Annotated in this window: 23 protein-coding genes and 1 riboswitch; of the genes, 19 read left to right on the top strand and 4 right to left on the bottom strand. The window is 67.1% G+C overall.

All coding sequences use genetic code 11. From position 1 onward, the window contains the following. Positions 1 to 23 precede the first annotated feature (23 nt). From ACTIMF_RS12395 to ACTIMF_RS12385, 3 genes are read right to left on the bottom strand one after another with little or no spacing between them, the layout of a single operon-like run. Positions 24 to 1,262, bottom strand: a complete 1,239-nt coding sequence (locus ACTIMF_RS12395; protein WP_442350597.1) for a Trm112 family protein — start codon at positions 1,260 to 1,262, stop codon at positions 24 to 26. A 1-nt stretch (position 1,263) separates the two neighbouring features. After that, positions 1,264 to 2,433: an SPFH domain-containing protein gene (locus tag ACTIMF_RS12390; RefSeq protein WP_442350596.1), complete on the bottom strand. Its 1,170-nt coding sequence runs from the start codon at positions 2,431 to 2,433 to the stop codon at positions 1,264 to 1,266. A gap of 25 nt (positions 2,434 to 2,458) precedes the next feature. After that, entirely contained in the window at positions 2,459 to 2,992 is a 534-nt protein-coding gene (locus ACTIMF_RS12385; RefSeq protein WP_442350595.1) for a hypothetical protein, read from the bottom strand. A 460-nt stretch (positions 2,993 to 3,452) separates the two neighbouring features. Then, positions 3,453 to 3,565: riboswitch (SAM riboswitch) on the top strand. 16 nt (positions 3,566 to 3,581) lie between these two features. Here ACTIMF_RS12385 and ACTIMF_RS12380 point away from each other — a divergent pair. From ACTIMF_RS12380 to ACTIMF_RS12370, 3 genes are all read left to right on the top strand, one after another. Next, entirely contained in the window at positions 3,582 to 4,823 is a 1,242-nt protein-coding gene (locus ACTIMF_RS12380; protein ID WP_442350594.1) for an aminotransferase class V-fold PLP-dependent enzyme, read from the top strand. A gap of 204 nt (positions 4,824 to 5,027) precedes the next feature. Next, positions 5,028 to 5,486 carry a MarR family winged helix-turn-helix transcriptional regulator gene (locus ACTIMF_RS12375; RefSeq protein WP_442350593.1) on the top strand — a complete coding sequence of 153 codons (459 nt, stop codon included), beginning with the start codon at positions 5,028 to 5,030 and terminating at the stop codon, positions 5,484 to 5,486. Next, positions 5,483 to 7,174 (top strand): MDR family MFS transporter, encoded by a 1,692-nt coding sequence (locus ACTIMF_RS12370; protein WP_442350592.1) that lies wholly within the window; start codon positions 5,483 to 5,485, stop codon positions 7,172 to 7,174. Before ACTIMF_RS12375 ends, ACTIMF_RS12370 begins: the two co-directional genes overlap by 4 nt. 126 nt (positions 7,175 to 7,300) lie before the next feature. Here ACTIMF_RS12370 and ACTIMF_RS12365 read toward each other — a convergent pair whose 3' ends face one another. Further along, entirely contained in the window at positions 7,301 to 7,780 is a 480-nt protein-coding gene (locus tag ACTIMF_RS12365) for an inorganic diphosphatase (protein WP_442350591.1), read from the bottom strand. A 150-nt stretch (positions 7,781 to 7,930) separates the two neighbouring features. Between ACTIMF_RS12365 and dacB the strand changes: the two genes are divergently transcribed. The 16 genes from dacB (at position 7,931) to ACTIMF_RS12285 (ending at position 22,751) form a co-directional block, all read left to right on the top strand. Further along, a complete protein-coding gene (dacB, locus tag ACTIMF_RS12360; RefSeq protein WP_442350625.1) occupies positions 7,931 to 9,325 on the top strand; it encodes a D-alanyl-D-alanine carboxypeptidase/D-alanyl-D-alanine endopeptidase in 1,395 nt (464 codons plus the stop codon). Between the two features lie 25 nt (positions 9,326 to 9,350). After that, on the top strand, positions 9,351 to 10,436 hold the full coding sequence (locus ACTIMF_RS12355) for a zinc-dependent metalloprotease (RefSeq protein WP_442350624.1): 1,086 nt from the start codon (positions 9,351 to 9,353) through the stop codon (positions 10,434 to 10,436). Beyond that, positions 10,415 to 11,416 carry a tRNA lysidine(34) synthetase TilS gene (tilS, locus tag ACTIMF_RS12350; protein WP_442350590.1) on the top strand — a complete coding sequence of 334 codons (1,002 nt, stop codon included), beginning with the start codon at positions 10,415 to 10,417 and terminating at the stop codon, positions 11,414 to 11,416. The genes ACTIMF_RS12355 and tilS overlap by 22 nt, the downstream gene beginning before the upstream one ends. An 85-nt stretch (positions 11,417 to 11,501) precedes the next feature. Then, entirely contained in the window at positions 11,502 to 12,086 is a 585-nt protein-coding gene (gene hpt, locus ACTIMF_RS12345; RefSeq protein WP_442350589.1) for a hypoxanthine phosphoribosyltransferase, read from the top strand. A gap of 162 nt (positions 12,087 to 12,248) precedes the next feature. Further along, complete coding sequence (ftsH, locus tag ACTIMF_RS12340; protein ID WP_442350588.1) at positions 12,249 to 14,651, top strand: ATP-dependent zinc metalloprotease FtsH; 2,403 nt, start codon at positions 12,249 to 12,251, stop codon at positions 14,649 to 14,651. Next, complete coding sequence (gene folE, locus ACTIMF_RS12335) at positions 14,648 to 15,277, top strand: GTP cyclohydrolase I FolE (protein WP_442350587.1); 630 nt, start codon at positions 14,648 to 14,650, stop codon at positions 15,275 to 15,277. Before ftsH ends, folE begins: the two co-directional genes overlap by 4 nt. Further along, positions 15,277 to 16,152 carry a dihydropteroate synthase gene (gene folP, locus ACTIMF_RS12330; protein WP_442350586.1) on the top strand — a complete coding sequence of 292 codons (876 nt, stop codon included), beginning with the start codon at positions 15,277 to 15,279 and terminating at the stop codon, positions 16,150 to 16,152. The genes folE and folP overlap by 1 nt, the downstream gene beginning before the upstream one ends. Continuing rightward, positions 16,145 to 16,522 (top strand): dihydroneopterin aldolase, encoded by a 378-nt coding sequence (folB, locus tag ACTIMF_RS12325; protein ID WP_442350585.1) that lies wholly within the window; start codon positions 16,145 to 16,147, stop codon positions 16,520 to 16,522. Before folP ends, folB begins: the two co-directional genes overlap by 8 nt. Further along, positions 16,522 to 17,031 carry a 2-amino-4-hydroxy-6-hydroxymethyldihydropteridine diphosphokinase gene (folK, locus tag ACTIMF_RS12320; protein ID WP_442350623.1) on the top strand — a complete coding sequence of 170 codons (510 nt, stop codon included), beginning with the start codon at positions 16,522 to 16,524 and terminating at the stop codon, positions 17,029 to 17,031. Before folB ends, folK begins: the two co-directional genes overlap by 1 nt. Beyond that, positions 17,028 to 17,582 carry a DUF3180 domain-containing protein gene (locus tag ACTIMF_RS12315; RefSeq protein ID WP_442350584.1) on the top strand — a complete coding sequence of 185 codons (555 nt, stop codon included), beginning with the start codon at positions 17,028 to 17,030 and terminating at the stop codon, positions 17,580 to 17,582. Before folK ends, ACTIMF_RS12315 begins: the two co-directional genes overlap by 4 nt. A 75-nt stretch (positions 17,583 to 17,657) precedes the next feature. Beyond that, a complete protein-coding gene (locus ACTIMF_RS12310; RefSeq protein ID WP_442350583.1) occupies positions 17,658 to 18,824 on the top strand; it encodes a DUF6779 domain-containing protein in 1,167 nt (388 codons plus the stop codon). 176 nt (positions 18,825 to 19,000) lie between these two features. After that, the gene (locus tag ACTIMF_RS12305; RefSeq protein WP_442350582.1) at positions 19,001 to 19,912 is read left to right on the top strand and encodes a Rossmann-like and DUF2520 domain-containing protein; all 912 of its coding nucleotides are present in this window, start codon (positions 19,001 to 19,003) and stop codon (positions 19,910 to 19,912) included. Then, entirely contained in the window at positions 19,909 to 20,805 is an 897-nt protein-coding gene (gene panC, locus ACTIMF_RS12300; RefSeq protein ID WP_442350581.1) for a pantoate--beta-alanine ligase, read from the top strand. The genes ACTIMF_RS12305 and panC overlap by 4 nt, the downstream gene beginning before the upstream one ends. Before the next feature lie 3 nt (positions 20,806 to 20,808). Beyond that, positions 20,809 to 21,228: an aspartate 1-decarboxylase gene (gene panD, locus ACTIMF_RS12295; RefSeq protein WP_442350580.1), complete on the top strand. Its 420-nt coding sequence runs from the start codon at positions 20,809 to 20,811 to the stop codon at positions 21,226 to 21,228. 7 nt (positions 21,229 to 21,235) lie between these two features. Next, positions 21,236 to 22,027, top strand: coding sequence for a type III pantothenate kinase (locus ACTIMF_RS12290; RefSeq protein ID WP_442350579.1), 792 nt, complete (start codon positions 21,236 to 21,238; stop codon positions 22,025 to 22,027). Between the two features lie 136 nt (positions 22,028 to 22,163). Next, on the top strand, positions 22,164 to 22,751 hold the full coding sequence (locus ACTIMF_RS12285; protein WP_442350578.1) for a TetR family transcriptional regulator: 588 nt from the start codon (positions 22,164 to 22,166) through the stop codon (positions 22,749 to 22,751). Positions 22,752 to 22,754 lie beyond the last annotated feature (3 nt).

Genomic DNA, 22,754 nt, shown 5'->3' with positions numbered 1-22,754 from the left:
CCGATTCCGTGAACTGCACTGGTTCACTGTCTTCCCCAGATCAGGTAGGCGAGCACGCAGGCGACGACGATTCCCGCGATCACGGCGGCCGCGATCTTCACCTTGCTCCAGGGTCGGTCACCCTGGACTTCGCCGGTGAGGCCGTTGACGAACACCTGGAACGGCTTGCCGTCGTAATTGACCGTGAGCAGCCACATCGGCAGCAGCAGATACATGAACTGCAGCATCCCGTACGCGGTGTTCTTGTTGCCGATGCGCTGGTGGTCACCGCCGATGTCGCGGCGGATGCTGAAATCGATCTGATCGTCGATGCGAGGGCGCGCATTCCGGGAGAAGACGTCCTGTGGGTCCCGGTCGTACGTCCGTGACAGATGGCCCGCCACGAACTCCGGCGTATACGGAACAGCGGCTTGGATCGGCCACGGTTCCAGGTCGCGGATCCGTGACCCGTCCATTCCCGTATTCGATAGTTCCGGCAGATCACGGATGTTGTTGCGGACGACGCCCGACGCGGGGCGCCACCGGATGCGGGTCTCGGTATGCCGATTCTCGCCGGATCCGACGACAACCGTGTACGTGTCGCCACGCTGCCCGTGATAGCTCGTCGTGGTGTCGGCGTCGTACGAGTAGTAGGAGAGGTACACGCTCGTGAACGATCCGAGTGTCCGGTACTTCTTGAACTCGCGCGGCGCGAACCACCGGCTGTTGATCCATTTCTCGATCGACTCCCGCGCCTGCGGTTCGCCGACGTGCAACGGCACGATCGCGTCGAGTGCGAACCGCTCGGGCGAGTTCTGGACGTCGTCCCGTTGGATGGGCGTCGCACAGTACGGACACCGGGTCGCGGTGAGGCTGCCGTTGAAGATGGTCCGACCCCCGCAGGACTGGCAGAGGACCTCGTGCTCGTCGCCGCCGACCGACGCGAGCCCGACGGATCCCGCCGCGAGCTCAGACATCGCCGTCTGGAGGTCATGTTTGACGATGACGGCCGCGGGGTCGAGTTCGATCGGGTACGCCCGACCGCATGCCCCACACGACAGATCCTGCCGTTCCGGGGAGAACGTCAGCGGAGCACCGCACGACCCACACGGATACGTGCGGGTCTGCTCGGTGACGTGCTGCCGAGCCCGATCGGACGCGCTCGGCACATGCGGCGTCGGAGACGGCTGGCCCTGCGCGGGCAACGGCGGCGGTCCCTGCGGCTGTGCGTTCTGTGGATGGGGGTGGGGGTCTTGCGGCGGTAACGGAGGCGGCTGCGTCATGTCACTGAGTGGGCGGAGTCGGCGGTGCGGGAGGTGCGGGCGATGCAGGCGGCTCCTGAGACGGCAGCGGCGGCGGACCCGACGGTGCGAAGAGCGGCGCGAGCGCCGCGACCTGACCGGCTGCCGTCCATGCGGCCATGCCGGTCGCCCAGACGAGGGTCGTCGGGGTGATCGAGCCACGCAACTGGTCGACGGTGTAGGGGCCGGCGGCCGCACCGTTCTGCTCGATGTGGAACGTCTGCGCAGTCGGAATCGGTGGCGGGCCGCTCGACGACGGCTGCTGTTGCTGCTGGTTGAACTGGTTCGCGAACTGTCCTGCCATCGCCAGACCCATGCCCGCACCCATCATGTCGCCCATCGCGCCGCCGCCCGGATTCTGTGCGGCGGCGAGCATCGAGTCGGCTGCCTTCCCCTGCTGATACTGGTTGAGGTCGCCGACGTTGTTGAGGAATCCGCGTTCCTCGACACCGCGAGCCACACCGCGGGTCATCGCCTCGGTGATCTCGTCGGGCAGCGAGATGTTCATGGTGACCGAGTCGACGTGGAGGCCGAACTCGTCGTCGACGCGCGTCTGAACGTATTCGCGCAACTTGTCGCTCAACTCGACCTGCTTGCCCTGTAGGTCAATGGCGCCGACGCCGGTCTCGAGGATCATGTCCGAGAACGCCGTCGAGATGACCCGGCGCAGAAGTTCGGCGATCTCGTCGGCGTTCACCTGACTGTCGGCGCCGATCACCTCTCGCAAGAAGATCGCCGGATCGGCGATCCGAATGACGCACAGGCCGTTGGCGCGGACCTGAACCATCCCGAAATCGGGGTCCCGCAAGGTGATCGGGTTCGGGGTGCCCCACCGGAGGTCGGTGACCGGCCGACGGTTGATGAAGTAGACCTCGCTGCGGAAAGGGCTGTTGAACCCGTGCTTCCACCCCTGGATCGTGCTCATGATCGGCAGGTTCTCGGTGGTCAGCTCGTAGTGCCCGGGCGCGAACGAGTCGGCGAGCTGCCCGCGGTAGACGAAGACGGCCTGTTGGCCCTCGCGCACGATCAGCTGCGCACCGTTCTTGATCTCGTTGTTGTAGCGCGGGAACCGCCACGCGAGGGTCGAGCGCGAATCGTCGACCCATTCGATGATGTCGACGAGTTCTCCGCGCATCCTGTCGATGATGCCCATGGTGTCTCCGTTCAGCTCGGTGAGGTCAGGCGGCCTTGGCCGCGGTGATCGATTCGTCGGCGACGAGCTTCCGTGCCAGGTCGGATGCGGTGGACTCGACCGTCACCGTCGACCTGCCGAAGTCGATGCCGACGAGCTGGAAGCAGTAGGTCTTGTCGACCCGAGTCACCGCGCTGTGGCGGTAGGTCTCGGCCTTGTCGTTCCGGTCGTGGCCCGAGTCGGGACGCCACTGGCCGGCCGTCAGATCACTGAACTGGGCTCCGCACGTGTCGGCCAGACCGATCATCGCGTGGATGGGCTCGGCGTCCTTGCCGTCATCCATGGCATCGCCGTCGTCGTCTACCTGGGCGATCGAGCGGTCGTCGGACTCCGGGACGAGCATCAGCGACTGCGATCCGTTGAAGTCGCCGGTCTCGATCCGCCAGCCGGCGGGGACGTCGACGTCGACGCTCACACCGTGGCCGAGGGCCACCGTCTCGTGGTGCGCCTCGTCGGAGTCGTCCGAACTCCACGGCGCGACGACGAGCAGGACGACACCGACCACCGCGACAGCGATCACGGCCACTCCCGCAACCAACAGCCCGGTCCGGGACTTGCGGGGCGGCAACGGCGGATACGGGTTCTGAAAGTTCTGGGGGTAGGGGGCGTATTGCTGCGGTGGGTATTGCTGCGGTGGGTATTGCTGGGGCGGGTATTGCTGGGGTGGGCCCTGCTGCGGTGGGTATTGCTGCGGCGGACCCTGCTGGGATGGGTGTTGCTGGGATGGACCCTGTTGGGGCGAGAACTGCTGCGGGGGAGGGTAACCGGGTCGCTGGGCGTTCGGGCCCCAGGGATTCGTCACGGTTCGGCCTTCCACGTCAGTCAGGGGCGCCGTCGGGCGACGCCGGATCAGTACCCACGACTCTATCCGCCCGGTGTGGTGCACGGAGCGGCGTCGACACCGACCGAATGACGGCGATTGCGCGCACCGTGCATTTAACCCTCGACTGAACGGCGACGGTAGGGGAACGTTGTGCACGGGTCACGAGTACCAGCGACAAGCCCCGGCTCGCTGGACAGCAACCCTCCGCCACGGTGGGGTGCTCCGGGTGACGACCCGGCCCGCGTCGACCGACGCAGGCAAGTGTGGAACCTCAAGGAGTCTTGTCATGACCGCTGTTCTCGATGCACCCGTTTGCCGCTGGACTCATATCGGCGCCCTCGCGTCGGTGATTGGCGCCGACGTCACGGTGCCGATCGCCGGATCTGCCCCCTTGCCGTATGCCAACCTGGACTATGCGGCGTCCGCGCCCGCGCTCACCTCGGTGGCCGAACAGACAGCGAATGCACTCACCGAGTACGCGAGCGTTCACCGCGGTGCCGGGCATCTGTCCCAGATCACCACCGCCCGTTACGAGCAGGCGCGGGAGACGGTCCGCGCGTTCGTGGGCGGGCGCGCCGACGACACCGTGGTGTTCACCCGCAACACCACCGACTCGATCAATCTCGCCGCGTCCATCACCCCCGGCGACGTCGTGGTCCTCGACATCGAGCACCACGCGAACCTGCTGCCGTGGGCAAGGGCGGGCCGCGTGCGCGTCGTGTCGTCGAAGCCCACCGTGGACGAGACGATCTTCGCGTTGGACGCCGAACTCGCCGCAGCGCCTACCTCGCTCCTCGCGGTTACCGCGGCGTCGAACGTGACCGGAGAGGTTCTGCCGATCGCCAGGCTCGCTGGGCTGGCGCACCGGCACGGCGCACGGATCCTCGTCGACGGAGCTCAGCTCGTCCCGCACCGCGCCGTCTCGATCGCCAGCTTCGGTATCGACTACCTGGTGTTCTCCGGGCACAAGTTGTATGCGCCGTTCGGTGCAGGCGTGCTCGTCGGACGTTCGGACTGGCTCGACGCCGCGGAGCCGTACCTCGCGGGCGGCGGCGCGAGCGCTGCCGTGGACCTCGACCACACCGACTGGCATACCGGGGCCGCTCGACACGAGGCCGGATCGCCGAACGTGCTCGGCGCTGTCTCGATCGCTGCCGCCGCCGAAGCGTTGTGGGACATCGGGTTCGAGCGCATCGGTGAACATGAGGAAACCCTGGTGCGCCGTCTCGACGACGGCCTCGACGCATTGCCGCATGTCCGCCCGCTACGGGTCTTCGACGATGCCTACGGCCGCGTGGGCATCGCCAGCTTCGTCGTCGACGGCTACTCGCCGCGTCAGGTGGCCGAGTATCTCAGCACGCAGCACGGCATCGGTGTACGTGACGGAAAGTTCTGCGCGCACCCGCTGCTCGCCAAGCTCGGATACCCCGACGGTGCGGTGCGTGCCAGTTTCGGAGTAGGTGTCGGATCCGACGACGTCGACCGACTTCTGGCGGCGCTCGCGGAATTGGCGACGCCGCACCACTGACGGGGTTCGACGAGGGCCGGATGCGTGTCGATGGACACACATCCGGCCCTTCTTGCTGTCGTCTGGGGCCCGATCTGTCGGGAATCACGCCCGTCATGGGTGCATACGCGTGTTTCGGTCGCTTTCGGCGGGGTTGCCGACGGGGCGGACGGTAGTCATCCTTGACCGGCAGTTAGTTGTAGTGCGCAAGTAAATGGAGGGGCGATGCCGTCGGCGGAACACATCGATGACGTGTTTCTGGCGTTGGGCAAACTCGTTCGGATCCGTGCGCGAGCAGCCTCCGCGTCAGACGGCGGTTCGGAGACCGCGGCCAAGCGGGCGCTGTTCGTGTTGCGTCACGGCCCGATCCGGACGAGTGAACTCGCGGCGGCGATGTCTGCCGACACGTCGACGACGAGCAGACATGTCGCTCGTCTGGTCGAGGACGGCCTGGTTCGACGTGAGCCAGATCCGGACGACGGGAGGGCGTGCCTGCTCGAACTGACCGGCGAGGGGATCGAACGGGTCGGCGAACTGTCGGCGCGGAGACGTCAGGTCATCGGCTCGTTCGTCGCCGACTGGCCAGACGCGGACTTCGGCACGTTCGCCGAACTCCTCACCCGGTTCGTCGACTCGGTCGAAGCGCACACGGCCACAGAAGACGCGAAAGGCGACCAGAAATGACGGACTCCACCCCCGGGGACTTACCCGGCAGGGGACTGACGCATCGTCAGATCCTTACCGTGCTGGCCGGTCTGATGATCGGCATGTTCTTGGCAGCACTCGACCAGACCATCGTGTCGACGGCGATCCGAACGATCGCCGACGACCTGAACGGGTACGACATGCAGGCGTGGGTGACCACCGCGTACCTGGTGACATCGACGATCGTTACGCCGCTCTACGGCAAGCTGTCGGACATCTACGGGCGAAAGCCGTTCTTCCTGGCGGCGATCACGATCTTCATCATCGGTTCTCTCGCATGCAGCATGGCGACGTCGATGTACGAGTTGGCGGCGTTCCGCGCGGTGCAGGGCTTGGGAGCGGGCGGTCTGATGACGCTGGCGCTCACGACCATCGCCGACATCGTGCCACCGCGCGAGCGGGCGAAGTACCAGGGCTACTTCCTCGCAGTGTTCGGGACCTCGAGCGTGCTCGGCCCGGTGCTCGGCGGCCTCTTCGCGGGGGCGGACCAGATCATTGGAGTCTCCGGATGGCGGTGGGTGTTCCTGGTGAACGTGCCGATCGGCGTCATCGCGCTCGGCGTCGTATACAAGGTGCTCAACTACCCTCAGCAGAGACTCGTGGGTCACCGCACCGACTACTGGGGCGCCACCGCAGTGGCCGTCACCGTTGCGCCCGTGCTCATCGTCGCCGAGCAGGGGCGCGAATGGGGGTGGACGTCGGGTGCGGCGATCATCTGTTACGCGATCGGCCTGGCCGGGCTCGTAGCCTTCATTCTCGTCGAGAGGGCAATGGGCGACGAGGCGATCATCCCGTTGCGCGTCTTCTCCAACCGAATCTTCAGTCAGGGCGTGGCGATCTCGGTGGTCGTCGGCGCGGTGATGTTCGGCGGCATCTCGATGTTGCCGCAGTACTTCCAGGTGCTCCGCGGGTCAAGCCCCATGGTGGCCGGCCTGCAGATGCTCCCGATGGTGCTCGGGATGATGTCGGCATCGATCCTGTCGGGCCAGTTGATCTCGCGGACCGGCCGCTACAAGATCTACCCGATCATCGGGTCCGTCCTGATCACTGCGATGGCGTTTGCGCTGCACTTCGTGAGTACGCAGACACCGCTCTACCTCGTGATGCTCGCGGCCGCCGGTCTCGGCTTCGGTCTGGGCAACCTGATGCAGCCGATGATGCTGGCGATGCAGAACATCCTGCCGATGCGTGACGTCGGTATGGCGACCGGTACCGCGACGTTCTTCCGCCAGATCGGCGGGACCCTCGGTGTCGCCGTGTTCTTCTCCCTGCTGTTCTCGACGATGGGCGTCAACATCACCGAGGAGATGACCGAGGCCGCGAAGCACCCCGAGTTCAAGGCCGCCGTCGTCGAAGCCGCCCGTAGCGACGACCAGGACGTCGCCGGATTCGGGAGGGCGCTCGCCGCGGCCGGTCAGGACAACGCGGCGGGCGACGCGACCGACACGAGCAGCGTCATGTCGGACACGACGATCATCGAGAAGTTGCCCGACGACATCTCACATCCGATCAGACAGGGTTTTGCCGACTCGATGGACAAGGTGTTCCTATCGGTCTCGATCCTGTCGTTGCTGTCGATCATCGGCACCGTCACGTGGACCGAGGTCCCGCTGCGGACTCGAGCTCCGAAGCCCGACGAGGAGTCGGAGATCCCGGCCCAGGAGTGATCGGCAGGCAGTGCATAGAACGGGCCGTGTACCAGGTTCCAACGGAAGTGATTCCGCGGGAACTGTGTACACGGCCCGTTCAATGAGCGAGCGTCGCGAAGTGGGCGTGGCCCGCTTCGAGGATGATCAGGCGCTGTAGCGCTCCACGGCGGCCTGCGCGACCTTGAGGGCCTCGTCCTTCCCGACCCAACCGCCCGGAGTGACCGACTTACCCGGCTCCAGATCCTTGTAGCGCTCGAAGAAGTGCGCGATCGCCTTCAGCTCGAACTCGTTGACGTCGCTGATGTCCTCGATGGCATCCCAGCGTGGGTCGCCTGCCGGGACGGCCAGCAGTTTGTCGTCTCCGCCTGCCTCGTCAGTCATCCGGTACATGCCGACGATGCGCGATTTCACAATGACCCCCGGGTAGACGGACTCGGGTAGCAGGACCATCGCGTCGAGAGGGTCGCCGTCCTCGCCGAGGGTGTGGTCGATGTACCCGTAGTCGGCCGGGTAACCCATCGACGTGTACAGGTACCGATCCAAGTAGACTTTGCCGGTCTCGTGGTCGATCTCGTACTTGTTGCGAGCACCCTTGGGGATCTCGATGGTGACTTCGAATTCCATGCGTTCTGACTCCTTCTCGTCTAAGACTCAACGTCACAGTCGACGGTGCGCGACCGGCGACAGACACGTGCAACGGGACACAACGATACTGTTAGTTCTGTTCCGTGCAGTCCCCAGACCGGAGGTTCCGTGGCCCAGCCGACACCACCGATGGTGGTCCCGCCTGCCTCGCAGCCGCCGAAGCGGCGTCGCCGAGGCTTGCGCATCGCCCTCGTCATCGTCCTTGTCGTACTGCTCGCGGGCGGCGGAGTCGCAGGTTGGTGGGCCTATACACACCGATCCGACCCGGTGCCCGACGGCACGCCCGCGCAGCCGTCGCCGGTCGCGGTCGCCCCGGTCATCAAGCCCGTGCCGTCGAACGCGCCGACGCCGACCGCAGCCGGAGTGCGCAAGCAGCTGGCCGAGCCGGTCAAGGACAAGGCGCTCGGCGAGTTCACCGGGCAGGTCTCCGATCCGACCACCGGAGCCGTGCTGTGGGGAGACGGGGCGGGCGAGGCGCGCACGCCGGCGTCCAACGCGAAGATCCTCACCGCGGCGGCCGTCCTGCTGACCCTCCCGCACGATAAGACGATCACTACGAAGGTCGTGCTCGGCGACGACGGTCAAGCGGTGCTCGTCGGCGCCGGTGATCCGACGCTCGCGACGGCGGGTGAGGACGATGAGACGTTCTACACCGATCCCGCCCGAATCGCCGACCTCGCCGATCAGGTCCGGGCATCAGGGCAGCGAATCACGTCGGTCGCGTACGCGACTCCGGGTTTCGAAGGGCCGAACATGGATCGGACCTGGGACAAACGCGACATCGAAGGTGGCGACATCGCACCGTTGTCGTCGCTGATGGCCGATGCCGGGCGACGCGACCCTCTCGACGAGTACTCGCCGCGCACCGACGATCCCGCAGCCGACGCCGGTCGCGCCCTCGCCGATGCACTGGACGTGCACTCCGAGGTCAAGTCGGTCGATGTCCCGTCCGGCGCTCGGACCGTCGCCACCGTCCAATCGGCGCCGTTGGTGACCCGGGTCGGCGACATGATGCGGTTCAGCGACAACGTCCTTGCCGAGATGTTGTCGGTGGAACTCGCGGAGGCGACCGGACGCGAGCCGAGCCTGTCCGGCGGAGTCGACGCGGTTCTCGCCGCGCTCGGAAAGGCCGGATTCGACGTCGGCGACGTCGCCCTGCGCGACACCTCGGGGCTCTCGTACGGCGACAAGGTACCTGCGGCGGTCCTCGACCAGGTGATGTCGGCGACGGTCGCCGGAGACAACTCGGCGAAACTGCGGTCCCTGCTCGACACACTGCCCGTCGCGGGCGGAACCGGCACCCTCGCCGACCGATTCGATCCCAAGGACAACGCGGGAGCGGGGTGGGTACGAGCCAAGACAGGAACACTGACGGGCGTCACATCGTTGACCGGGATAGTGCAGACCGTCGACGGCCGTGTGCTGTCGTTCGCATTGATGTCCGGCGGCACGTCTCCGGAGGACGCGCGTCCTGCGGTCGACCAGGTCGCAGGCGCCCTCCGGGAGTGCGGTTGCCGTGGTTGACGAGACCGCAGAATCAGGAGCATCGATGCAGACAGCTGTGACAGCCCAGGACACGCCGACGACATCGGACGACGCCTCGTCGAGTGAGGCGCTCCCCGTCGACATCGACTGGGCGACGGCGGCGTCGGTCGGGCGCAAGGTGGCCCGACCCGGGCCCCGGATCACCCGGTACACGAGTGTGCAGGCCCGCGTCGAGCTCATCGACGCCGCAGTACGCGCCGAGTCACCGGTTCGCGAAGTGACCGGACTGGCCGACGGCCTGCCCGTGCCGAGTGCCCGCGTCGTCGATCGAGCAGGCTGGATCGACGCCGCCGCCGACTCGATGCCCGCGATGATGGCCGACGATGCGGAGTCCGCGACCGGCTGGTCGGCGAAGCTCGCCGGTGTGCAAGCAGGCGGGATGCTCGCATTTCTGTCCAGCGCGATCCTCGGCCAGTACGACCCGTTCAGCGTCGACCCGGAGACCGGGGAGCCCGGAGTCCTGCTGTTGGTGGCGCCGAACATCATCGGCGTGGAACGGCAGTTGCGCGTGGTGCCGTCGGATTTCCGTTACTGGGTGTGCCTTCACGAGGTAACCCATCGTGTCCAATTCTCGGCGAACCCGTGGCTCGCCGGATACATGCGCGACAACGTCGCGGGTCTGGCCGACGGCGACGAGGACTCGGTGACCGAGATGCTCGGCCGAGTCACCGAGAGCCTGCGCGGCGGCAAGCCCCGTGAGAAGGGCGTGATCGGCCTGATGCAGCTTCTGCAGTCGCCGGAGCAGTTCGCGGCGTTCGAACGAATGCTGTTGCTCGGCACCCTGCTCGAAGGGCACGCCGACCACGTGATGGACGCCGTCGGCCCGGCCCATGTCCCGACCGTCGACGCCATCCGCAAGGCGTTCGACGCTCGCCGGTCCGGACCGCGGAACCCATTGCAGCGGCTGATCCGCGCCCTGATCGGAATGGACGCCAAGATCGCCCAGTACGTGCGCGGCAAGGCGTTCGTCGACGAGGTCGTCGGGACTGTCGGCATGGAACGCTTCAACACGATCTGGACTTCGCCTGAGACCCTGCCTCTCGCGAACGAGATCGACGACCCGAGCGCATGGATCTCCCGAGTGCTGTGAGCCCCCGCTCGACCAGCGACAGCAGCAGCGGGAGCGCGGCGGAGCGCGCACTGGTCTCTGCGGTCCGTGCTTTCGCGGCGAAGCATTTGCACGCCGATCACGTCTGCGTCGGACTCTCCGGCGGCGCGGACTCGCTCGCGCTGACCGCGGCAACGTTGCGTGCAGGGCTGAACGTCCATGCGATCGTCGTCGATCACCGGCTGCAGGAGGGGGCGGCTCAGGCCGCTCGGGACGCGGCGGAGACGGCCTGCGATCTCGGCGCGACGGCCGAGGTCGTATCGGTCACGGTCGACGGTCCGGGCGGAACCGAGGCCGCGGCACGAGACGCGCGGTACGGCGCTCTCGACACGGCGCGAGCCGGCAGGCCGGTCCTGCTCGGCCACACGCTCGACGATCAAGCGGAGACCGTCCTCCTCGGCCTCGGCCGAGGGGCGGGCGCGCGCTCGCTCGCGGGCATGCGGGAGTGGTCGGAGCCGTGGGGGCGTCCGCTGCTGGGGGTCCGCCGCGCACAGACCCGCGCTGCGTGTGTCGGCTGGGGCCTTCCGGTGTGGGACGACCCGCACAATGACGACCCGCGATTCACACGCGTCCGCGTTCGCGGCGAAGTGCTGCCGCTCCTCGAAGACGTGCTGTCCGGGGGAGTGGCGCAGGCGTTGGCGCGGACGGCGATACAACTCTCCGACGACGCGGACGCACTCGACGCGATCGCCGCACGCAGACTTGACGGTGCACGGAGCGGGGACTGTCTCGACGTCGACACTCTGCTGCGCGACGCGCCCGCGATCCGCACCCGTGTCGTCCGACTCTGGCTGCAGTCCGTCGGCGTCGACGCTCCGACCTACCGCGTCGTGCGGTCGGTGGACGCCCTGATCGACGAGTGGCACGGGCAGGGGCCGATCGCGATCGGCGGCGACTCGCGCAGTCGGCTCGTCGTAGCGAGGCGCGCTCGGGAGCTACAGGCGAGACGCATTCCGCGATGACGGTGCCGTCATGCTCGGACGCCGTGCGCCGAGAGCTCGGGAGCCGATGTCTCCTTGTCGGCGCAGGCGTGACAAGCTAGACGGCGTGGCACGCGACGACAACGGCTTGGGTTCGGAAAGCGGTTACGGCGGAGACATCGAATCCGTCCTGATCGACGAGGGACAGATACACGCACGCACGGTCGAGATGGCGCAGGCCGTCGGCGAACGGTACAAGGACGCCGAGGAAGACCTCGTCCTCGTCGGCGTCCTCAAAGGTGCGATCATGTTCATGACTGATTTTGCTCGCGCACTGCCGATTCCGTCTCAGATGGAGTTCATGGCGGTGTCGAGCTACGGATCGTCGACGTCGTCGTCGGGCGTCGTTCGGATCCTCAAAGACCTGGATCGGGACATCGCCGACCGGGACGTTTTGATCGTCGAGGACGTCATCGACTCCGGACTCACCCTGTCGTGGCTGATGAAGAACCTCGCGACTCGTTCCCCGCGGTCGCTCGAGGTCGTCACTCTGCTGCGCAAGCCCGACGCGATGCGTGCCGTCATCGACGTCGCGGACGTCGGCTTCGACGTCGGCAACGAGTTCGTCGTCGGCTACGGACTCGACTACGCCGAGCGATACCGCGATCTGCCGTACATCGGCACCCTCCACCCGGACGTCTACTCCGAGTAGAACCGTGGACTCCGACCAGGTGTCACGCAGGGGGAACAACGACGGGTCCTCGAACGTTGACCTGTAGCCTCGTATTCGTCAGTCGACGGGAAGGACTAGGGGTTCAGTGGCACGGCCCGGCGCTCTCGCCGTTCCGCGTCGAGCACCCTCACGCGAATATCCATGAACCGTAAGAAACTGTTCCGCAACCTGGCCATCGTGGCCGTGATCCTGCTCGCCCTCTGGGGCTGGAGCGTGCTGCGGAACTCCGACCGCGAATACGCGGGCATCGACACCTCGGTCGCGATGACGCAACTCGACCAGAAGAACGTGAAGTCGGCACAGATCGACGACCGTGAACAACGTCTGCGACTCGAGCTCAAGAAGCCGATCAAGGTCGACGACGCCGAACAGACCAAGGTGACCACTCAGTACCCGTCCGGGGTGATGCCGCGGATCTTCACCGCCGTGCAGGATTCGGGCGCGCAGACCTACCAGACGAACATCACCAAGGATTCGGGGATCTGGCAGTCGATCCTCATCTTCGTCCTGCCGATGCTGATCCTGTTCGGTCTGTTCTTCTTCTTGATGAGTCGAGTCCAGGGCGGCGGACGCGGCGGCGTGATGGGCTTCGGCAAGTCCAAGGCCAAGCAACTCACCAAGGACATGCCTAAGACGACGTTCGCTGACGTCGCGGGCGCCGACGAGGCCGTCGAGGAACTCGACGAGATCCGCGACTTCCTGCAGAACCCGGCTCGCTACCAGGCACTCGGCGCGAAGATCCCGAAGGGCGTCCTCCTCTACGGACCGCCCGGAACCGGTAAGACCCTCCTGGCGCGCGCCGTCGCAGGCGAGGCGGGCGTCCCGTTCTACGCGATCTCCGGATCGGACTTCGTCGAGATGTTCGTCGGTGTCGGTGCGTCCCGTGTACGCGACATGTTCGAGCAGGCTAAGGAGAACAGTCCCTGCATCATCTTCGTCGACGAGATCGACGCCGTCGGCCGCCAGCGCGGCGCGGGCATGGGCGGCGGCCACGACGAACGCGAGCAGACCCTCAACCAACTGCTCGTCGAGATGGACGGATTCGGTGAACGCGCGGGCGTCATCGTGATGGCGGCGACCAACCGACCCGACATCCTCGACCCGGCACTGTTGCGTCCGGGTCGTTTCGATCGGCAGATCCCCGTCTCGAACCCGGATATCGCCGGTCGTAAGGCGATCCTCGCGGTCCACGCCAAGGGCAAGCCGATCGCGCCGGACGCCGACCTCGACGGGCTCGGCAAGCGCACTCCAGGGATGTCGGGCGCCGACCTGGCGAACGTCATCAACGAGGCCGCGCTCCTCACCGCTCGCGAACACAAGAACGTGATCACCGGCGAGATCCTCGAGGAGGCGGTCGACCGAGTGGTCGGCGGCCCGCGCCGCAAGAGCCGGATCATCAGCGAGCAGGAGAAGAAGACCGTCGCCTATCACGAGAGCGGTCACACACTGGCCGCGTGGGCGATGCCCGATCTCGACCCGATCTACAAGGTCACGATCCTGGCCCGTGGACGGACCGGCGGTCACGCGCTGGCGGTCCCCGAGCAGGACAAGGATCTGATGACTCGCTCGGAGATGGTGGCGCGACTGGTCATGGCGATGGGTGGCCGTGCTGCGGAGGAACTCGTCTTCCACGAGCCCACCACCGGTGCGAGCTCGGACATCGACCAGGCCACGAAGATCGCGCGAGCCATGGTCACCGAGTACGGCATGAGCGCGAAGCTCGGCGCCGTCCGGTACGGCCAGGAGCAGGGCGACCCGTTCATGGGTCGCGGGATGGGCAACACCGTCGAGTACTCGTCGGGCGTGGCAGCCGAGATCGACGCCGAGGTCCGCGAGCTCATCGAGGCTGCGCACACCGAGGCCTGGGCCATCCTGAACGACTATCGGGACGTCCTCGACGTACTGGCCGGTGCACTGTTGGAGAAGGAGACGCTGGTCCGCAAGGATCTCGAGAAGATTCTCGACGGCGTCGACAAGCGGCCGCGCATCACCAAGTTCGACGTCTTCGGTGATCGGACGCCGAGCACCAAACCGCCGATCAAGACTCCGGGCGAGTTGGCGGTCGAGCGCGGTGAGCCGTGGCCCCCGGTTCCCGAGACCGTCAAGCCGGAACCGACCTGGCAGGATGCGAACGGCGCGCAGCCGAACGGTGTTCCGGTTCCGCCCCAGTACGGACACCCCGAGAACGAGCAGCCGCAGAACGGTGCTCCCCAATACGGTCAGCCCCAGCAGCCTCCATACGGGCAGCCGCAGTACGGTCAGCCGCAGTATGCGCAGCCCCAGTACGGTCAGCCCCAGTACGGTCAGCCCCAGTATGGACAGCCGCAGTATGGTCAGCCCCAGTATGGACAACCGCAGTACGGGCAACCCCAGAACGCTAATCCCCAGCAAGACGCTCCTCAGAGCGGTCAGCAGCCGGCGCCGGGGTATCAATACCCGGGTACGCGACCGGATTACGGCGCCCCGCGGGACTGGTCTGCGCCGGGCTGGCCTCCAGAGGAGTCGCAGGGGCCCGCGGATCAGACGGGTGAGGAGCGACGATGACGCGTGCCGACGATGTGCAGGTCGGGATAGACCGGATCGACCGCAGCGGTGGTTCGATCGGCGAGTTCGATCAGGCGCGTGCCGAAGCGGCCGTCCGTGAACTGCTGATCGCGATCGGCGAGGACCCCGAGCGCGAAGGACTCAAGCGGACACCGCACCGGGTGGCCAACGCATATCGGGAGATGTTCGCCGGTCTGTACACCGAGCCCGACGAGGTCCTCGCGACGGTCTTCGACGAAGGCCACGACGAATTGGTCCTCGTGAAAGACATCCCGATGTACTCGACATGCGAGCACCACCTGGTCTCGTTCCGTGGCGTCGCGCACGTCGGTTACATTCCGGGCGAGTCCGGCCAAGTGACCGGCCTCTCGAAGCTCGCTCGCGTCGTCGATCTGTACGCGAAGCGACCGCAGGTGCAGGAACGTCTCACCAGCCAGATCGCCGATGCGTTGGTGCGCAGACTCGACCCGCGCGGCGTCATCGTCGTCATCGAGGCCGAGCATCTGTGCATGGCGATGCGCGGGATCCGCAAGCCCGGCGCGACCACTACGACGTCGGCGGTGCGTGGGCTGTTCAAGACGAGCGCGGTCTCCCGCGGCGAAGCTCTGGACCTGATCACGCGGTGATGGCGGGCCGGGATCTCGATCGCACCCTTGTGATGGGGGTGCTGAACGTGACCGCCGATTCGTTCTCGGACGGCGGACGGTATCTCGACGTCGACGACGCGGTGCGGCACGGACTCGAATTGGCTGCCGCAGGGGCGGACATCGTGGACGTCGGAGGCGAGTCGACTCGACCCGGTGCGATTCGCGTCGATTCGGGTACTGAAGTCGAGCGTGTGACGCCGGTGATCGCCGCACTGGCCGCGGAGGGCGTGCGGGTCTCGGTGGACACCATGCGTGCGTCGGTCGCGGCAGCAGCACTGGAAGCCGGGGCAGGCATCGTCAACGATGTGTCCGGCGGACGGGCGGACGTCGACATGGGCCGAGTCATCGCCGACACGAAAGCCCCGTGGGTCCTCATGCATTGGCGGCCGGCGGGCGACGAGCCGACGACCGACCGGCACTTCACACATCGGGTCGAAGACGAGGGCGGCTACCGGGACGTCGTCGCCGAGGTATCCGGTGAACTACTCGGGCAGGTGGACGCAGCGGTCGCCGCGGGCGTCGACCCCGACCTCATCATCTTGGATCCCGGCCTCGGCTTCGCTAAGACCGCTGAGCACAACTGGGCGTTGCTGCATGCACTTCCGACGCTCGTCGGACTGGGTTTCCCGGTCCTCATCGGTGCATCCCGTAAACGATTCCTCGGCTCGCTGCTGGCCGCAGACGGCGTGGACCGTCCGCCGGCCGGACGCGAGGTGGCGACCGCTGCGGTCTCCGCTCTGTCGGCGGCAGGCGGCGCCTGGGGCGTGCGTGTGCACGACGTGGCCGCGAGCAGGGATGCGATCGAGGTGGCCGCCGCATGGCGACGCGGAGGACGGAGAGGAAGCCATGGCTGACCGGATCGAGTTGCGCGGCCTGCACGTCCGCGGCAATCACGGGGTCTTCGACTACGAGAAACGCGACGGACAGGAGTTCGTCGTCGACGTGACGCTGTGGATCGACCTGCAGGATGCGGCGCGCAGCGACGATCTGGCCGACACCGTCGACTACGGTGTTCTCGCGCAGTTGGCGCACGACGTCGTGGCCGGCCCGTCGCGCGACCTCATCGAGACAGTCGGCGGCGAGATCGCCGACGCGATCATGGCGCACGAGGATCGGGCCTGTGCGTGCGAGGTGACCGTGCACAAGCCGTCGGCACCGATTCCGTTGACGTTCGACGACGTCGCTGTCGTGACTCGTCGTTCGCGGAAGCCTCGCGGGGCGTGATGACGTCCCGGGCGGTGTTGTCTGCGGGGTCGAACATCGGCGACAGCGTCGGTCTCCTTCGGTCGGTTCTCGACGCTGCGGGCGACGATCTGGTCGCGACGTCGGACGTCTATCGGACCGCGCCGTGGGGCGGCGTCGAACAGGACGATTTCGTCAATGTCACGCTCATCGTGGCAGGGGATCGGACACCGCGAGAGTGGCTCGAATTCTGCCGAGAGTGCGAGCGTGCCGCAGGCCGGGTCCGTGACGTTCGGTGGGGTCCGCGAACCCTGGACGTGGACGTTGTCCACGTCGACGTCGACGGCGAACCGGTGACCTCCGATGACCCGGAACTGACCCTGCCGCATCCGCGCGCCGGACAGCGAGCGTTCGTGCTGGTCCCGTGGCTGCAGATCGATCCAGATGCGGAGCTTGCAATCGAAGGGGAGCGACGCAGGGTCGTCGACCTGATCGCCGATTTGGACGGCGCCGAGGTAGCAGGCGTCCGACGAGCGGAGGCCCTGCGATGACGGCGCGCAGACCGGGTCCCGACGATCCGGTTCCCGGCGGTCGGACCCCCGGCGACGAGGACGACCGCCTCGGCATGACCAAGGTCCGGGATCTCGTGATCATCGCGCTCGTCGCGGCGGTCGCGCTGTGGATCCTGATCCGCTACAACTACGGCGCATTCCCGTCGTTGCCGTGGCCTGCGGGCGTCTTCTTGTACTTGCTGGCGGCGATCGAGTTCGTCATCGGGTTCATCGTGCGCGCTCGCGTCGCCGGACGTGACATCGGCCGCGCACGAGGGCAACTGCATCCGATCGCGGTGGCCCGTGTGATGGTGCTCGGTAAGGCGTCGGCGATCCTCGGAGCGATCGCGGCAGGCGGTTGGGTCGGAATCCTCGTGTTCTTGATGACGAACGGCGTTCTCGACGCGGCGCGCGCTGACCGACCCGCCGCCATCGTCGGTGCGATCGGCGGTGTGCTCTTGGCGGCCACCGCACTGTGGCTCGAACACTCGTGTCGCGCCCCCGACGACCCGGACGGCGAGCGCGACGCGTCCGACCCCGCGCCCGCCTAGCATCCACGTCCGACGTTCCCGACTCTCCGAGGTCCGGTGACCGGTCGCGGTCCGACGTGCCGGTAAGTTGGCTGCATGACCGAAGAGACGGACAGCGGACAGACGCGGGGATCTCGACCGTCGACGGGCCAGTGGGCGATCGCATTGTTGATCGTATTGGCGCTCATCGCCAGCCTGCTCATGGTGTTCGGAGACAACCTGTCGATGCAGGCGACGCTCGCGGTGATCGCAGCCCTGTGGGCGGCGGTGATCGGCGCGGTGCTGGTCACGAAGTACCGAAGGCAGGCCGACACCGCCGAGAACCGCACGCGGGATCTGCGTCTGGTTTACGAGTTGCAGCTCGAGCGGGAGATCGCGGCTCGTCGTCAGTACGAGTCGGACGTCGAGTCGTCTATCCGACACGAGCTGTCGGAGGAGTCGAGCCATGAGCTCGAGGAGCTGAAGGCGCAAGTTCTTGCACTTCGGTCGAGCCTGGAACAACTGCTGGGCAAACCGCTGCCGGAGTCGCGGATCGCGATCGGGTTGGAGCGTCCGCGTGAGCTCAGTTCGGGTCTGACGGGTGCGTCGTACGCCGACGTGACCGATGACCATGCCGCCGCCGAACGGGATTTCGCAACGACTGCGCCTCAGACCGACGACGGACGTCACGTTCCCGAGCCCGCTGTCGATCCCGAGCCGGTCGAGATGACCGAGATCATCCCGGTTGTCACCGACGATCCGGCCGACGTCGAGCCGGAGCCAGAACCGGAACCTGAGCCCGAGCCGGTCGAGGTGCCTCGGCCCGCGCCGCAGCAGTGGCGTCCCCGTCCTGGCCCCCAACCGCAGGCACCCCAACAGCAGGTACCCCAACCGCAGGCGCACCGACAGCAGGCGCCACAGCAGCAGGCACCGCACCAGCAGGGGCGTGTCCCGCAGCCTCCGCCAGTGCCTCAGGCTCCGCAGCGTCCGGGCGCTCCGCGCTTCGCCGCGGGCCCCCAGGCACCGGGCCCGCATCAGCGCACGCCGTTCGGCGCAGGCGCTTACGAGCCGCCGTCGGCGCCCTTCCGAGCGCAGCAGGGGCCGCCGCAGCAGTACGCCGAGCAACACCAGGCTCCGCAGCGGCCGGAGGAAGTCGAGCCGGAGGCCGTCGACGATGGTGCGCATGCGGCAGGGCGGCCGGCGAGTGAACTCCTCTCTCGGCTCCGCGAGGGCTCCGGAGGCCGTGGGCCGGCGTCGGGCGGGCACCGTCGCCGTCGCGATTAGAACCGTTCCGACTCTGCGATCTGACCCAGCGAGCCCGATGACGCTGTGACCGGGTGAACCCGGTCACAGCGTTGTGGCACCTGCTGCTCGCTGGGCCTATCGTGGGCTGCGGACGTCTGGTACCCGGAGCGCGCGGAATGTGCGTTGGAGGGACTGGAACGACAATGGAGGCAACGGTGGAATCACCGAGGGCACCGGCTCGCCTACGCGTCGGCATCATCAGTGCGGGACGTGTCGGCACTGCACTCGGCGAAGCGCTCGCGGCCGTCGGGCACCGTGTCGAATCCGTCCGCGCCGGATCGCCGCAGTCTGCGGCTCGAGCGGCAGACCGGCTGCCCTTCGCTAAGATCCGGGACCTGGCAGGCGTGGTCGCCGACTCCGAGTTGATCGTCATTGCAGTCCCCGACACCGAACTCGCCGACGTCGCCGATGACATCGCCGGGCTGGTGACGCCGGGAACCATCGTCGCCCACACGGCCGGCTCTTACGGCGTGGAGATCCTGGATCCGGTCGCGAGATCGGGTGCGATCGTGCTGGCGACGCACCCCGCGATGACATTCGTCGACTCGCCTGAGGACACCGTGCGTCTGGCCTCGGCGTGCTTCGGAGTGACCGCCGCAGACGAGGTCGGCGACGCGATCGCGATGGCACTGGTTCTGGAGTTGGGTGCGACACCGGTCCGGATCGCGGAGACCAGCCGAGGGCTCTACCACGCCGCGCTCGCGCACGGCTCCAACAATCTGAACGCCCTGATCACCGACGCGGTGACTGCCTTGCGGGCGGCGATCAACGGTCCAGCGGGCGACGCCGCTGATAACGCAACCGTTGACGGCGGCGGTGTCGGACTCGCCGAGCAACTGCTCGCACCGCTCGTCACGGCGTCGCTGGAGAATGTTCTGGCGCAGGGCCGGTCGGCGTTGACCGGTCCCGTGGCACGCGGCGACGTCGGTACCGTCGCCCGTCATCTCTCCGAACTGTCCGACGTCCACGAAGGCATCGCCCGCGGCTACCGTGTCCTCGCCGCCCGTGCAGCGGCCCAGCACGACGCCGATCCCGCCCTTCGTCACCTCCTGGAGGCACAGCCGTGACCGACGCACCTCTATTCACTCCGGGCGAGCTCACCGTCCACCGTGACCCCGCCGATCTGCGCCGCGTCACCAGGGCGTTGCGCGGCACGGGCAAACGTGTCGCTCTGGTGCCGACGATGGGTGCGCTGCACGACGGACACCTGCAGTTGGTGCGCACGGCGCAGCGGACGGGCAACACAGTGGTCGTCGTGTCGATCTTCGTCAATCCGCTGCAGTTCGGTGCGGGGGAGGACCTCGACGCCTATCCGCGGACCTTTGACGATGACGTCGCCAAGTTGAAGACGGCGGGCGTCGAGTTGGTCTTCGCGCCCACCGCGGCTCACATGTACCCGAACGGGCCGCGCACCACCGTGCACCCGGGGCCTACGGGCGACATCCTCGACGGTGTCTCTCGGCCCGGGCACTTCGCTGGGATGCTCACCGTGGTCGGAAAGCTGCTCAACATCGTCGGGCCGACTGTGGCGTACTTCGGCGAGAAGGATTATCAGCAGCTCGTGTTGGTCAACCAGATGGTGAACGACCTCGACATGGATGTCGACATCGTCGGGGTGCCGACGGTGCGTGAAGCCGACGGACTCGCGCTGTCTTCGCGCAACCGGTACCTGTCCCCGGACGAGCGAGAGATCGCGACGGTGCTCTCGGCCGCGCTGTTGGCGGGCACACACGCCGCGGCGGGTGGACGCGACGCGGTTCTCGCTGCCGCCCAAGCAGTACTCGACACCCAGCCACAGATCTCCGTCGACTACCTCGAACTGCGCGGCCTCGGTCTGCAGGAGGCCCCGGAGATGGGCGACGGTCGTCTGCTCGTCGCAGCACGACTCGGGTCGGCACGACTGATCGACAATGTCGGCGTCGCGATCGGCACCGGATTCATCGGAAAAGAAGAGGGATGACGCATGTTCAGAACCATGATGACGTCGAAGATTCATCGTGCGACGGTGACGCAGGCCGACCTGCATTACGTCGGCTCGGTGACGATCGACCAGGATCTGCTCGACGCCGCAGATCTGCTCGAAGGCGAGCAGGTGACGATCGTCGACATCGACAACGGCAACCGTCTCGAGACGTATGCGATCGCCGGCGAGCGCGGTAGCGGTGTGATCGGTATCAACGGCGCTGCAGCACATCTCGTTCACCCGGGCGACCTGGTGATCATCATCGCCTACGGCATCCTGGACAGGGACGAGGTGCGCGAGTACTCCCCGCACGTCGTGTTCGTCGACGCGGACAACCGGCCGATCACGATCGGCGCCGATCCGGCCGACGTGCCGGAGGGCTCGGGTCTGAAGGACCCGAGGCAGCTCGCGCGGGTCTGACGTCTCGATGCTCCTCACCGTCGACATCGGGAACACGAACATCCACCTCGGCGTGTTCGCAGGTCTCGGCGATAACGCAGAATTGGTGCGCGACTGGCGTATTCACACGCAGCCGAACTACACCGCAGACGAGCTCGCCCTGACGTTGCGCGGACTGCTCGGTCCGGACGTCGAGCAGGTGACTGCGGCAGCCACCCTCTCCACCGTGCCGTCCCTCCTGCGGGAGATGCGGGTGATGCTGCCTCGATACTTCGGGAAGGGCCCTCACATCCTTCTCGAGCCGGGGGTGCGAACCGGTGTCCCGCTGCTCGTCGACAATCCGAAAGAGGTCGGTACCGACCGGGTCGCGAATGCATTGGCCGCGCACGGGAACTACCCGGATCGTCCCTGCATCGTCGTCGCGTGCGGTACGGCGACCGTCGTGGACGCGGTCTCGGCGAAGGGCGAGTACCTCGGCGGTGCGATCGCCCCGGGGATCGACCTGGCGATCCAATCCCTCAGTGACCACACGGTGACGGTGCGCAAAGTGGAACTCGCGCCCCCGCGCAGCGTCGTCGGGAAGAACACTGTCGAGGCCTTGCAATCGGGAATCCTGTTCGGCTTCGCCGGCCAGGTCGACGGCCTCGTCGAACGCATCAAACGAGACGTGCCCGGATTCGACGGTCCGGACGTCTGCGTCGTCGCCACCGGTTACCTCGCGCCGCTGATTTTCGACGAGTGCCGAAGCCTCACAGTGCATCACCCGCATCTGACACTCGACGGGCTACGGCGAGTGTATGAGCGATCACGGCGCCGCTGACACCCTCGCTCGACGGCGGATCCCGGCGAGTGAGGTGGAAGGCAGCCACGCGCCGGGGCCGTCTAGGCCTGGCCGCGGGCGGCTCTGAGGCATCATCGACTCATGTCCGAACTCATGAGACGCCGGGTGAGTCACGATGCCTAGGCCCAGCGAGGCGCGCGAGGCGGCCGCGCCCACGACACCCGTCCAGCGCGAACGGGCTCGTCGCATCCTCCGTGTGGCGGCCCGACTCGGGGCGGACCGAGGCCTCGACTCGGTGCGAATGGCCGATGTCGCCGCGGAAGCGGGCGTCTCGCTCGCCACTCTGTACCGCTACCATCCGACGAAGCATCACCTCTTCGCCGCACTGATGCTCGAGTATGCGCGAGAACTCGGTCCCGATCAGTCTCATGCCGAAGACGACCCGGTCGAGGCGGTTGCCGAGATGATGGCCGACGCCTGCCGGAGCATGCTGGCTCGGCCCCTCCTCGGGCGCGCGATGATCGTGTCGATCAACGCGATCCGCGCCGAATCGCAGACCACCGGATTCGATCTGCGCGGTCGGATCCTCGCCGCCGCGGGCATCACCGAGCCGACGCCGGACGACCTGCAGCTCACCGGGATCGTCGAACAGACCGCATACGGCGTCCTCTCGTGGGCGGTGATGGGGGAGCTCACGCCTGACGAAGCGCAGGACAGCATGCGCCGGGCCTGCCGACTCCTTCTCGCTCCGTGGCGCAGCTGATCG

The sequence above is a fragment of the Gordonia sp. (in: high G+C Gram-positive bacteria) genome (assembly GCF_052106715.1).
Taxonomy (GTDB): domain Bacteria; phylum Actinomycetota; class Actinomycetes; order Mycobacteriales; family Mycobacteriaceae; genus Gordonia.
This window is presented reverse-complemented; position numbering and strand designations above follow the sequence as displayed.

Bases quoted from the DNA above. Each gene is read 5' to 3' on its own strand.
- ACTIMF_RS12395 (WP_442350597.1), bottom strand. From the start codon at position 1,262: ATGACGCAGCCGCCTCCGTTACCGCCGCAAGACCCCCACCCCCATCCA.
- ACTIMF_RS12390 (WP_442350596.1), bottom strand. From the start codon at position 2,433: ATGGGCATCATCGACAGGATGCGCGGAGAACTCGTCGACATCATCGAA.
- ACTIMF_RS12380 (WP_442350594.1), top strand. From the start codon at position 3,582: ATGACCGCTGTTCTCGATGCACCCGTTTGCCGCTGGACTCATATCGGC.
- ACTIMF_RS12375 (WP_442350593.1), top strand. From the start codon at position 5,028: ATGCCGTCGGCGGAACACATCGATGACGTGTTTCTGGCGTTGGGCAAA.
- ACTIMF_RS12370 (WP_442350592.1), top strand. From the start codon at position 5,483: ATGACGGACTCCACCCCCGGGGACTTACCCGGCAGGGGACTGACGCAT.
- ACTIMF_RS12365 (WP_442350591.1), bottom strand. From the start codon at position 7,780: ATGGAATTCGAAGTCACCATCGAGATCCCCAAGGGTGCTCGCAACAAG.
- dacB (WP_442350625.1), top strand. From the start codon at position 7,931: ATGGTGGTCCCGCCTGCCTCGCAGCCGCCGAAGCGGCGTCGCCGAGGC.
- ACTIMF_RS12355 (WP_442350624.1), top strand. From the start codon at position 9,351: ATGCAGACAGCTGTGACAGCCCAGGACACGCCGACGACATCGGACGAC.
- tilS (WP_442350590.1), top strand. From the start codon at position 10,415: ATGGATCTCCCGAGTGCTGTGAGCCCCCGCTCGACCAGCGACAGCAGC.
- ftsH (WP_442350588.1), top strand. From the start codon at position 12,249: ATGAACCGTAAGAAACTGTTCCGCAACCTGGCCATCGTGGCCGTGATC.
- folE (WP_442350587.1), top strand. From the start codon at position 14,648: ATGACGCGTGCCGACGATGTGCAGGTCGGGATAGACCGGATCGACCGC.
- folP (WP_442350586.1), top strand. From the start codon at position 15,277: ATGGCGGGCCGGGATCTCGATCGCACCCTTGTGATGGGGGTGCTGAAC.
- folB (WP_442350585.1), top strand. From the start codon at position 16,145: ATGGCTGACCGGATCGAGTTGCGCGGCCTGCACGTCCGCGGCAATCAC.
- folK (WP_442350623.1), top strand. From the start codon at position 16,522: ATGACGTCCCGGGCGGTGTTGTCTGCGGGGTCGAACATCGGCGACAGC.
- ACTIMF_RS12315 (WP_442350584.1), top strand. From the start codon at position 17,028: ATGACGGCGCGCAGACCGGGTCCCGACGATCCGGTTCCCGGCGGTCGG.
- ACTIMF_RS12310 (WP_442350583.1), top strand. From the start codon at position 17,658: ATGACCGAAGAGACGGACAGCGGACAGACGCGGGGATCTCGACCGTCG.
- panD (WP_442350580.1), top strand. From the start codon at position 20,809: ATGTTCAGAACCATGATGACGTCGAAGATTCATCGTGCGACGGTGACG.
- ACTIMF_RS12290 (WP_442350579.1), top strand. From the start codon at position 21,236: ATGCTCCTCACCGTCGACATCGGGAACACGAACATCCACCTCGGCGTG.
- ACTIMF_RS12285 (WP_442350578.1), top strand. From the start codon at position 22,164: ATGCCTAGGCCCAGCGAGGCGCGCGAGGCGGCCGCGCCCACGACACCC.